General features: G+C 77.0%; 5 protein-coding genes and 1 pseudogene. All 6 read left to right on the top strand.

All coding sequences use genetic code 11. The annotated features are described in order from the left end of the window. Positions 1-2943: type I polyketide synthase (locus AB4039_RS14270; protein WP_442270872.1), on the top strand; the 2943-nt coding region annotated here is incomplete at its 5' end. A gap of 49 nt (positions 2944-2992) precedes the next feature. Next, positions 2993-8497 (top strand): annotated as a pseudogene (locus tag AB4039_RS14265) (SDR family NAD(P)-dependent oxidoreductase); the annotation flags it as partial. Next, positions 8494-9780, top strand: a complete 1287-nt coding sequence (locus AB4039_RS14260; protein WP_442270871.1) for a cytochrome P450 family protein — start codon at positions 8494-8496, stop codon at positions 9778-9780. The pseudogene AB4039_RS14265 and the gene AB4039_RS14260, both read left to right, overlap by 4 nt. After that, positions 9768-11090, top strand: coding sequence for an activator-dependent family glycosyltransferase (locus AB4039_RS14255; protein WP_442270870.1), 1323 nt, complete (start codon positions 9768-9770; stop codon positions 11088-11090). Before AB4039_RS14260 ends, AB4039_RS14255 begins: the two co-directional genes overlap by 13 nt. Further along, positions 11087-11851 (top strand): class I SAM-dependent methyltransferase, encoded by a 765-nt coding sequence (locus AB4039_RS14250; protein WP_442270869.1) that lies wholly within the window; start codon positions 11087-11089, stop codon positions 11849-11851. The genes AB4039_RS14255 and AB4039_RS14250 overlap by 4 nt, the downstream gene beginning before the upstream one ends. Before the next feature lie 225 nt (positions 11852-12076). Then, positions 12077-12283 (top strand): hypothetical protein, encoded by a 207-nt coding sequence (locus AB4039_RS14245; protein ID WP_266845184.1) that lies wholly within the window; start codon positions 12077-12079, stop codon positions 12281-12283. Positions 12284-12519: the final 236 nt, after the last annotated feature.

Genomic DNA, 12519 nt, shown 5'->3' with positions numbered 1-12519 from the left:
GAGGGGCGTTCGCTGGAGCGGGTGGATGTGGTCCAGCCCGTGACGTGGGCGGTGATGGTTTCGCTCGCCGAGCTGTGGCGTTCGCTGGGTGTGGTGCCGGATGCGGTGGTCGGGCATTCGCAGGGTGAGATCGCCGCTGCCGCCGTGTCGGGGGCGTTGTCCCTGGGGGATGCGGCGCGGGTCGTCGCGTTGCGGGCGCAGGTGATCGGGCGTGAGCTGGCGGGTTTGGGCGGCATGGCGTCGGTTCCGTTGCCGTTGGAGGCGGTTGAGGCGCGGTTGGAGGCGTGGGCGGGCCGGCTGGGTGTGGCTGCGGTGAACGGGCCGTCGAGCACGGTCGTGGCCGGGGATGCCGATGCGGTGGCCGCGTTCGTCGCCGAGGCCGTGGGGGAAGGGATCCGGGCCCGTCATGTGCCGGTCGATTACGCCTCCCATTCGGCGCACGTGGAGCGGATCGAGGCCGAGCTGCTGGATGTTCTCGGGCCGGTCGTGCCGCGCAAGGCGGAGATCCCGTTCTACTCGACCGTGAGCGCCGGGCCGGTCGACACCACCGGTCTCGATGCCGGGTACTGGTACCGCAACCTGCGCCAGCCCGTCCGCTTCGAGGACACCGTGCGCAAGCTGATCGCCAAGGGATTCGGGACGTTCGTCGAGTCCAGCGCGCACCCCGTCCTCACCATGGGGATCCAGGAGACGGCGGAGGCGGTCGGTGCCGAGGTGGTCACCACCGGCTCGCTCCGCCGTGACGAAGGCGGCCTGGAACGCTTCCTGACCTCCGTCGCCGAGCTCTTCGTGCGCGGCACCGACATCGACTGGGCGCAGCTCTTCGAGGGCACCGGCGCCCGCCGCGTCGACCTGCCCACCTACGCCTTCCAGCAGCGGCACTACTGGCTGGAACCCTCGACCCCGGCCGCGTCCCGGGCCCCGGAGGCGCCCGGCGTCGACGGGTGGCGGTACCGGGCCGGGTGGAAGAAGCTGCCGGGCCGTGAGCTTCCGGCCCGGCTGGACGGGACCTGGCTGCTGGTGGTCGCCGACGCACTCCCGTCCGGCCTGGCCGACGAGGCGGAGGCGGCCCTCCTACGGCACGGCGCCGGCGTCGAGCGGTTCGTCCTCGACGCGGCGACCGCCACCCGCGCCGCCCTGGCCGCCGCCCTCGCCGGGCACACCGCCCCGGCCGGGATCCTCTCCCTCCTCGGCGCGGGCGAACTCCCGCACCCCGAGGGGTCCGACGTGCCCCTGGCCGTGGCCGGGACCACCCTGCTCGCCCAGGCCGCGGTCGACGCGGGCCTCACGGCCGGGATCTGGGCCCTCACCCGGGGCGCCGTCGCCGTCTCCCCGGGCGAACTCCCGCACTCCGCCGGAGCCCAGCTCTGGGGGCTCGGACGCGGGATCGCCCTGGAGCACCCCCGTCTGTGGGGCGGGCTCGTGGACCTGCCCGAGGCCCCCGACCGGCGCGCCTGGCAGCAGCTGGCCGCCGCCCTGACCGGCACCACCGGTGAGGACCAGATCGCCCTACGGGCCTCCGGCACCTACGGGCGCCGGCTCGTCCCCGCGGACCGTACACCCGTACGCCGGACCTACACCCCGCGCGGCACGGTCCTGGTGACCGGGGGGACCGGCGCGCTCGGCGCGCACGTCGCGCGCTGGCTGGCCGCGGAGGGCGCCGGGCATCTCGTCCTGACCAGCCGCCGGGGCCCCGGGGCCCCCGGTGCCGAGGACCTGGCCGCCGAACTGCGTGCCCTCGGCGCCGAGGTGACCCTCGCCGCCTGCGACGTATCCGACCGGAGCGCGCTCGCGGCCCTCCTCGACGCCCACCCCCCGACGGCCGTCTTCCACACCGCCGGCGTCCCGCACTCCGAGACCTTCCTCGACACCGGCACCGACTCCCTCGCGGCCGTGTACGGGGGCAAGGTCGCCGGGGCCCGCCACCTGGACGAACTCACCCGCTCACGCGGCCTGGAACTGGACGCGTTCGTGCTCTACGCCTCCGGGGCCGGCGTATGGGGCAGCGGCGGCCAGAGCGCCTACGGCGCCGCCAACGCGGCCCTGGACGCGCTCGCCGAGCGGCGCCGGGGCGAGGGCCTGACCGCGACCTCCGTGGCCTGGGGTCTGTGGGGCGGAGCAGGCATGGGTGAAGGTGCCGGGGAGGAGTTCCTGAGCAGCCGGGGACTGCGCGCCATGGACCCCGCCGAGGCCGTCCGCGCCCTCGGCCGCGCCCTCGACCGCGACGACGTGTGCGTGGCCCTTGCCGACATGGACTGGCCGCTGTTCGCGAAGGGGTTCACCACCTTCCGGCCCAGCCCGCTCATCGGGGACCTGCCCGGCGTCCGCGAGGCCGCGGCGGGCCCGGAGGCCGACGGGCCCGCCGACGACGGGCTGCCCGCGCTGCTCGCCGCGGCCGACCCGGCCGAACGGTACGAGATCGTCCTGGACCGGGTGCGCGCGGCCGTCGCCGCCGTCCTCGGCCACGCGGGGCCCGAGGACGTCGACCCCGAAGGGGCCTTCAAGGACATCGGGTTCAGCTCCCTGACCGCGGGCGAGCTCGCCGTCCGCCTCAGCGGTGCCACGGGACGCAAACTGCCCCCGACCCTGGTCTTCGACCACCCCACGGCGTCCGCCGTCGCCGCCCACCTGGTGGACCTGCTCGCGCCGCGGGCCCCCGAGGGCGTGGCGGAGCCCGAGGAGGCGCGGATCAGGGCCGCGCTGGCGGCCGTACCGCTCGACGTGCTCCGCGAGGCGGGACTGCTCGACACCCTCCTCGCGCTGGCCCCCGGGGCATCGGCAACGCCGGTACTCCAGCAGGGCTCGGGCGGCGTCGCCTTCGATCGGGTCGGCCACGGTCACGGTCACGGCGGGGGCGGCGCCGACGGCGATGCCGTCGACCTGATCGACGCGCTCGACGAGGACGCCCTGATCGAGCTGGCCCTGCGGGACGCCGCCGCCTGACCCGGCGTCCCGCCCGTACCACCCGCCCCACCCAGAGAGGGATCCACCGATGGCCATGTCCTCCGAGAAGCTCATGGAGGCGCTCCGCACCTCGCTGAAGGAGACGGAGCGCCTGCGCCGGCGCAACCGGGAGCTGACCGAGGCCGCGCACGAGCCGGTCGCGGTGATCGGCATGGCCTGCCGCTACCCCGGAGCCGACTCTCCGGAGGACCTCTGGGACCTGGTGGCCGCCGGGCGGGACGCCGTCACCCCCTTCCCGGGGGACCGGGGCTGGGACCTGGAGGGCCTCTACGACCCGGACCCGGACGCGGAGGGCACCACCTACTGCGCCGAGGGCGGGTTCCTCGCGGGCGCCGCCGACTTCGACGCCTCCTTCTTCGGCATCTCGCCCCGCGAGGCCGTCGTCATGGACCCCCAGCAGCGGCTCCTGCTGGAGGTGTCCTGGGAGGCGCTGGAGCGCTCCGGCCTGGACCCGCGCTCCCTGCGTGGCTCCGGCACCGGCGTGTACGTCGGTGCCGCCCACGCCGAGTACGCCACCGACCTGGACCGGGTGCCCGAGGGATCGGAGGGCTACCTCCTCACGGGCAGCGCGGACGCCGTGCTGTCCGGGCGGATCTCCTACGCCCTCGGTCTCGAAGGTCCCTCCATGACCGTCGAGACGGCCTGCTCCTCCTCACTGGTCGCCCTGCACCTCGCGGTGGCGGCGCTGCGGCGCGGCGAGAGCGGACTGGCGCTGGCCGCGGGCGTCGCCGTCATGCCCGACGCGGCGGCCTTCGTGGAGTTCTCGCGGCAGAAGGGCCTGGCCGCCGACGGCCGGTGCAAGGCCTTCTCGGCGGACGCGGACGGGACCGGCTGGGCCGAGGGCGTCGGCGTCCTCGTCCTCGAACGGCTCTCCGACGCCGAACGCAACGGGCACCCCGTCCTCGCCGTCATCCGCGGCTCCGCCGTCAACCAGGACGGCGCCAGCAACGGCCTCACCGCCCCCAACGGCCCCTCCCAGCAGCGCGTCATCCGCCAGGCCCTGGCGGACGCCGGCCTGGAGCCGCACGAGGTGGACGCCGTCGAGGCGCACGGCACCGGCACCCGCCTCGGCGACCCCATCGAGGCCCAGGCGCTGCTCGCCGTCTACGGAACCGACCGTCCCGACGGCCGGCCGCTGCGGCTCGGCTCGCTGAAGTCCAACATCGGCCACGCCCAGGCCGCCGCCGGTGTGGGCGGGGTCATCAAGACCGTCCAGGCACTGCGGCACGGACTGCTGCCCAAGACCCTGCACGCCGCGACGCCCACCCCGCACGTCGACTGGTCGGCCGGCGGGGTCCGGCTGCTGACCGAGCCCGTCCAGTGGCCCGCCGGTACCCGGACGCGCCGGGCCGGGATCTCCGCCTTCGGCGTCGGCGGCACCAACGCCCACGTGATCGTCGAGGAGGCACCCCGCAGCGCACCCCCGGCGGCCGTTCCCGCCGGAGTCCCCGACCGTGTGCCGGCCGACGGAGCCCCCGACCGTATGCCGGCCGCCGGAGCGCCGCCGCTCGTCCCGTGGTTCGTCTCCGGCCGCTCCGAAGCCGCCCTGCGCGCCCAGGCCGGCCGGCTGCGCGACCACCTCGTCACCGCCGAACCCGACGCCCTCGGCATCGGCCACGCACTGGCCGCCACCCGTACCGCCTTCGAACACCGGGCCGTCGTCCTCGGGACCACGTACGCGGAACTCGCCCGGGGCCTCCACGCCCTCGCCGACGGCGTGCCCTCCCCCTCCGTGGTGACGGGCGTGCGGCGCCGAGAGGCGAAGACCGCCTTCCTCTTCACCGGACAGGGCAGCCAGCGCACCGGCATGGCCCGCGCCCTGCGCGCCGCGCACCCCGTGTTCGCCCGCGCGGTCGACGCCGTGGCCGAGCGGCTCGATCCGCACCTGGACCACCCCCTGTCCACGGTCCTCGACGCCGCCCCCGGCAGCCCCGAGGAGGAACTGCTCCACCGCACCCGGTACGCGCAGGCCGCGCTGTTCGCCGTCGAGGTCGCCCTGTTCCGGCTGCTCGAACACTGGGGCATGCGGCCCGACGTCCTCCTCGGCCACTCGGTCGGCGAGATCGCCGCCGCCCACGTCGCCGGGGTACTCGACCTCGACGACGCCTGCGCCCTCGTCGCGGCCCGCGGCCGGCTGATGCAGGCCCTGCCCGCGGGAGGCACCATGCTCTCCGTACGGGCCACCGAGGACGAGGTGGACGAACTGCTCGCGGGCCTCGGCGGTGTCGCGGTCGTCGCCGCCGTCAACGGCCCCCGCTCCGTGGTCGTCTCCGGCACCGAGGAAGCCGTCGATGAGGTCGGGGCGGCGCTCGCCCGGCGCGGCAGGAAGACCAAGCGGCTCACCGTCAGCCACGCCTTCCACTCCCCGCTCATGGACCCCATGCTGGAGGAGTTCCGCACCCTCGCGGACGGCCTCACCTACCGCGCACCCCGCATCCCCGTGATCTCCAACGTCACCGGCCGGCGCGCCACCGGCGGGGAACTGCGCGACGGCTCGTACTGGGCCCGCCACGTCCGCGCGGCCGTACGCTTCGCCGACGGGGTGCGCGCCGCGCACGCGATGGGCGTCACCACCTTCGTCGAACTCGGCCCCGACGGCGTGCTGTGCGCGATGGCGGAGGAGACCCTCGCCGCGATCCCGGCCGGCGCGCCCGGGGACGAGCCCGTCCTGGTCCCCGTGCTGCGCCGCGGCCGCCCCGAGGGCGAGACCCTGGTGCGCGCCGTGGCCGTCGCCGCGAGCCGGGGCGCCGCCGTCGACCGGGCCCGCCTCTTCGAGGGGACCCGCGCCCGGCCCTTCCCCCTCCCGGTGTACGCCTGGCAGCACCGGCGGTTCTGGATCGCCCCCGGCCCCCGGGGCCGCGGCCCGGCGGCGGGCGGCACCCGGCGCCACCAGGTCACCTGGCAGCCGCTGCCCGCCCCGCACCCGGGCCCCGAGCCCCTCACCGGCACCTGGCTGCTCGTCGAACCCGCGCCGGGCGACTCCGCCTCCGCCGCGGCGGCCCCCTTCGCCGCCGCCGCCGTACGGGCCCTCACCGCGCGCGGGGCCGCCGTACGCCGGCTGGCCGTCGACGCCGACCGGACCGACCGGGCCGCCCTGGCCGAGGCCCTGCGGGCCGCCGCGGCCGACCCGGCCGCACCCGTCGCGGGCGTCCTCTCCCTGCTGGCGGCCGACGAACGGGAACGGGCCGCCACCGGCGCCGTCCCGGCCGGGGTCCGGGCGAACCTGGCCCTCGTCCAGGCCCTGGCGGACACGTCCCCGACCACCCGCCTGTGGTGCGCGACCCGGTCGGCCGTCGCCCTCACCCCCGGTGAGCGCCCCCGCCAGGCGGCCGCCCAGCTGTGGGGGTTCGGCCGGGTAGCGGCCCTCGAACTCCCCGCCCTGTGGGGCGGCCTGGCCGACCTGCCCGAGCACGCCGACGACGCCGACTGGCGGATCCTCGCCGCGGCCCTCGGCGGCCCCGAGGACCAGATCGCCGTCCGCGACGGCCGCGCGTACGGGCGCCGCCTGACGTCAGCCCCCGCGCCCCGCGCGCAGCGCCCCTACCGTCCCTCCGGCACCGTCCTGGTCACCGGCGGCACCGGTGCCCTGGGCGGTCACCTCGCCCGCCGGCTCGCCGCCGAGGGCGCCGCGCACCTGCTGCTCGTGGGCCGGCGCGGCCGGCGCGCCACCGGGGCCGACGTCCTTGAGGCCGAACTCCTCGCCCTCGGCGCCAAGGTGACCTTCGCCGCCTGCGACCTCGCCGACCGGGCCGCGCTCGCGGACCTCCTCGACCAGGTGCCGGCCGACGCCCCTCTCACCGCCGTCTTCCACGCGGCGGGCGTCCCCCAGGTCAGCCCCCTGACGGAGGCCGGCCCCGCGACCTTCGCCGACGTCTACGCGGGCAAACTGGACGGTGCCCGCCACCTGGACGAACTCACGCGCACCCACGCCCTCGACGCGTTCGTCCTGTACTCCTCGGGCGCCGGCGTCTGGGGCAGCGCCGGCCAGTGCGCCTACGCCGCCGCCAACGCCGGACTCGACGCCCTCGCCCTGCGCCGCCACGCCGAGGGCCTGCCCGCCACCTCCGTCGCCTGGGGCCTGTGGGGCGGCGGCGGCATGGGCGACGGCGAGGGCGCCGCCTACCTGACCCGGCGCGGCGTACGGCCCATGGACCCGCAGGAGGCGCTGACCGCGCTGTTCCGGGAGATCGCCGCCGGCGAGGCCACCGCCACGGTCACCGACACCGACTGGGAACGCTTCGCCGACGGCTTCACCGCGTACCGGCCCAGCCCCCTGCTGACCCCGCTGGTCCCCGCCGCACCCGGCGGCGTACCGGCCGCACCCGCCGCGGACCCGGCGCCCGGCGCACCCGCCCCCCGGAACCCGCGCCGGGACCTCGCCGCGCTGCCCCCGGCCGAGCGGCACACCGCCCTCCTCGGCCTGGTGCGGGCCGAGGCCGCCGCCGTCCTGGGACACGCGGACGCCGCCGAGGTCGAACCCGACGCCCGCTTCACGCTCATCGGCTTCGACTCGCTCGCCGTCACCCACCTGCGGCGCCGCCTGGCGGGCAGCACCGGACTGGACCCGGCCCCCGAGGCCTTCTTCGACCACGACACCCCGGCCGCCCTCGCCCGCCACCTCCTGGACCTCCTCCAGGACGGCCCCGACGGCCTGGAGGACGGCCCCGACGCGCCGCCCCGGCCCGGCACCCTCGCCGCCCTGTACCGGGACGCGGTCCGCGACGGCCGGATCGCCGAAGCCGTCGAAGCGTTCGGCGCCGTCGCCGCCCTGCGCCCCGTCTTCACCCGTGAACGGCCCGCGCGCGTACGACCCGTACCCCTCGCGCAGGGCCCGGACGGCGCCGGTGACGGGCCGCTGCTCATCGGCGTCGCGGGCACCGCGGCCGTCTCCGGTCCCGCGGAGTTCGCCCCCCTCGCGGCGGCCCTGGCGGGCCGCCGCACCGTCGCCGCCCTCCCGCAGCCCGGATTCCGGCCCGGGGAGGAACTCCCCGGCTCCCTGGACGCCCTGTGCGCGGCCCACGCCGAGGCCGTCGCCGGACTGGCGGCGGGCCGGCCGTTCGCGCTCGTCGGCCACTCCGCGGGAGCCAACGCCGCGCACGCGCTCGCCCGTTACCTGGAAGCCCGGGGCGACGGCCCCGCCGCCCTCGTGCTCGCCGACGTCTACACCCCCGGCGCGCCCGGCGCGATGGGCGTCTGGCGGGACGTCATGCTGCGCTGGGCCATGGACCGCAGCCCCGTACCGCCCGACGACACCCGGCTCACCGCCATGGGCGCCTACCACCGGCTGCTCCTCGGCTGGACGCCGCGACCCACCCGCGCCCCGGTCCTGCACCTGCGCGCCACCCTGCCCATGGCCGACTGGACCGACCCCGACGAGGACTGGCGGTCCGTCTGGGACGCCGCCCACACCGTCACGGACGTCCCGGGCAACCACTTCACGATGATGACCGAGCACGCCCCGGCCACGGCCCGTGCCGTCGACGGCTGGCTGGACGCGCTGTTCGGCGGCAACCGACGACGAGGAGAGGCATGACCTCCGAGACGCTGAACGGGGGAGCGTCGGCCCGGGACACCGCCCGCCGCGCCCGCAGGAACCAACTCACCCGGGCCGCCCAGTGGTTCGCGGGCATCGAGGACGACCCCTACGGCCTCCTCCTGCGGGCGGGCGACGAGGACCCGTACCCGTACGAGGAGCGGGTCCGCGCCCTCGGCCCCCTGTACCACAGCACCCTCCTGGACACCTGGGTCACCGCCGACCCGGCCGTCGCGCGACAGGTCCTGAGCCACCCCGCCTTCGAGGGGCCCGGCCCCGCCGACGCGACAGGCGGCGGCGACCCGCTGCCCTACCGCAGCCCCGCCCTCACCCCGGACCGGGCGGACGCCGCGCGGCTGGACGCCCTCACCGCCTTCGGCGGGCCCCTCCTGCGGGCCGGGGACCCGGCGTCCGTCGAGCGGCGGACCGACGCGGCGGCCCGTACGCTCCTCGCCGGACTCGGCCCGCGCTTCGACCTCGCCGAGGACTTCGCCCGGCCCCTCGTCGGACGGGTCCTCGCCGCGGAACTCGGCCTGCCCGAAGCCGTCCACGGGGACTTCGTCCGCCACCTGTCCGGCTGCCGCCACGCCATGGACGGCCTGCTCTGCCCCCAGACCCACGCCGTCGCCGAGGCCGGCGAGGCCGCCGAACGCTCCCTGGCCGCCCTCCTCGCCGACGCCCTGCCCGAAGCCGAGTCCGAAGCCGAATCCGAAGCCGAAGCCGATACTGGCGCCGAGCGCGCCGAGCGCGCCGACGTCCTGCGTGCCGCGCTGGCCCTGGCCGTGAGCTGCGCCGAACCCACCGTGGTCCTGCTCTCCCACGCCGTCGGCCGGCTGCTCGCCGAGCCGGGCAGCCGGCTCGGTCCGGCCGGCCGCCCCGACGGAGCCGCCGCCGCCATCGCCTCGACCCTGCGCGACGCGCCGCCGGTGCGGTTGCGGACCCGTACCGCGCGCGAGGCCGTCACCCTCGCCGGGCACGAGCTGCCCGCCGGGGCCCACGTCACGGTCCTGGTCGCCGCCGTCGGCCGCGACCCGCGGGCCGCGGCCGACGGTCCGCCCCTCGGCCTCCCGGCCGACCCGTACCCCGGGCCCGGCGCCCACCTCGTCGGAGCCGTCGCCCGCGCCGCCCTGCGCGTCCTCGCCGAAACCCGGCCCGGGCTGCGCGCGGCCGGCGGGACGGTCGTCCGTCCGCGCTCGCCCGTACTGCGCGCCCCGGCCCYCCGGCCGGTCACCGCCGACCCCGCCGACGGAACCGAGGAGGAGACGCTGCCGTGCGCGTCCTGATCACGTGCTTCGCGCACAACACGCACTACTACAACCTGGTCCCGCTGGCCTGGGCGCTGCGCGCCGCCGGACACGAGGTACGGGTCGCCAGCCAGCCCGCCCTCACCGAGGTGATCAACGGGTCGGGGCTGACGGCGGTCCCCGTCGGAGACCTCGACTCCATCGTCGAGCTGATGACCCGGATCGGCGGCGACCCCACCCCCTACCAGCAGGGCCTCGACTTCGCCGAGACCCGCGGCGGTCCGCTGGGCTGGGAGCACGCCCTCGGGCAGCAGACCATGATGACGGCCATGTCGTTCGCTCCGCTCAACGGCGACACGACCATCGACGACCTGGTCGCCTTCGCGCGGGCCTGGCAGCCCGACCTCGTCCTGTGGGAACCCTTCACCTACGCCGGGCCGATCGCCGCGCACGTCGTCGGCGCCGCCCACGCCCGCCTGCTGTGGGGGCCCGACGTCATCACCCACGCCCGCCGGCAGTTCCTCGAACTGAGCGCCGGCCGGCCGCAGGAGCTCCGCGAGGACCCCATGGCCGAGTGGCTCACCTGGACCCTGGAACGGTTCGGCCACGCCCCCGACGCCGCCGCCGTCGAGGAGCTCATCGGGGGGATGTGGACCATCGACCCGGCCCCCGAGGCCCTGCGCCTGCCGGTGCCCGGCGAGGTCCTGCCGGTCCGCTACGTCCCGTACAACGGGCCGTCGGTGATCCCCGGCTGGCTGCACGCCCCGCCGGCCCGGCCCCGGGTCTGCGTCACCCTCGGCGTATCGGCGCGCGAGACCTACGGCCGGGACGCCGTCCCCTTCGAGGAACTCCTGCACGCCCTCGGCGACATCGACGCCGAGATCGTCGCCACCCTCGACGCGAGCCAGCTCCAGGACCGCGACGCGCTGCCCGCCAACATCCGGGCCGTCGACTTCGTCCCCATGGACGCCCTGCTGCCCACCTGCTCCGCCGTCGTCCACCACGGCGGCGCCGGCACCGGCTACACCGCCACCCTGCACGGCGTGCCGCAGATCATCGTCGGCTCCCTGTGGGACGCCCCGCTGAAGGCGGAACTCCACGCCGAACAGGGCGCGGGCATCGACCTGCCCCCCGCCAAGCTGGACGCCGCCACCCTGCGCGACGCCGTCGTACGGGCCCTCACGGACCCCTCCATCGCCGCGGCCGCCCGCCGGCTGCGCGAGGAGGTCCTGGCCGCGCCGTCGCCCGCCGCGCTCGTCCCCACCCTGGAACGGCTCGCCGCCCGCCACCGGGCCGCCCGCTCCGCATCCCCCACAGCTGCTCACCCCGGCCAAGGAGACCCGACGTGACCACCGCCACCGCCACCGCCACTGCCACCGCCCGACCGGACGACGGCTACACGGGCGGCATCGCCCGCCTCTACGACCTCGTCCACCAGGGCAAGGGCAAGGACTACGCCCGCGAGGCCGCCGACCTCGCGGACCTGGTGACCTCCCGCGTGCCCGGCGCCCGCAGCCTGCTCGACGTGGCCTGCGGCACCGGACTGCACCTCGAACACCTGGCGGCCGCCTTCGGCACCGCCGAGGGCCTCGAACTCTCCCCCGACATGCGGGAGATCGCCGTCCGCCGCAACCCCGGCGTCCCCGTACACCCCGGCGACATGCGCGACTTCGCGCTCGGCACCACCTACTCGGCCGTCACCTGCATGTTCAGCTCCATCGGCCACATGCGCGACCAGGGCGAACTCGACGCCGCGCTCTCCCGCTTCGCCGCCCACCTGGACCCCGCGGGCGGGGTGGTCGTCGTCGAACCGTGGTGGTTCCCCGAGACCTTCACCCCCGGCTACATCGGCGCGTCCGTGGTGGAGGCCGAGGGCAAGACCATTTCCCGCGTCTCGCACTCGCGCCTGGAGGACGACGCCACCCGCATCGACGTCCACTACCTCATCGCCGAGCCGGGCCGCGACATCACCCACCTCAGCGAGAGCCACCGCATCACCCTCTTCACCCGCGCCGCCTACGAACTGGCCTTCACCCGCGCCGGACTGGCCGTCGAGTTCCAGGAGGGCGGCCCCTCCGGGCGCGGCCTCTTCACCGGCGTCCGGGCCTGATCCGTCCGGGCCTGATCCGGCCGTGCCCGGCCGCGCCGTGATCCGGGAGATCCTCCCGCCGGGCGCGGGCGCGGTCGACACCACGGCCGAGTTCCCGCCGCAACCGCTCCTCCCCGAGGAACGGGCGGCGGTCCGCCCGGCCGTCGCCGTCCGGCGCCGCGCGTACGCGACCGTACGGGTCCGCGCGCACCGGGCGCTCACCCTCCTCGGGCGGCCGCCGAGTCCGTGCACAAGGCCTGGTCGCCGCTGACCGGGCGCCGTCTCGGCTTCGAGGACGCCGGCGTCGTCCTCGACCCGGTCGCCCGCCGGTTCACCGCCCGGCCGCGCGGGACCCGCCCGGAGACCGGGGGCCGGAGCGTGGGCGAACTCGCCGGCCGCTGCACGGTCCACGACGGGCTGCTGCTCACCGCGGTGGCCCGGCCCGCGGCCTGAGATCCGTCGGAGCCCCGGCCGAGGTCCGGCCGAGGTCCGGCCGAGGTCCGCTCGCGGCCCACCGGAACGCGACAGTCCGCACGCGCCCCCCGTACGGCATCCGCGCGGAGCCGCCCCGGCCGTCCGGTACGGGCGGCCGGGGCCGCTCCCGGCGCGAACCGGTCAGCGTAGAACCGGGGCGGGCACGAGCCAAGGTGGCGCGGGCACCCGGCGAAGGCCCCGCCGGGGCCGCCGGA

It is taken from the genome of Streptomyces sp. M-16 (assembly GCF_052114405.1).
GTDB lineage: Bacteria > Actinomycetota > Actinomycetes > Streptomycetales > Streptomycetaceae > Streptomyces.
Note: the sequence above shows the minus strand (reverse complement) of the source record. Positions and strands in the feature narration are given on the sequence as shown.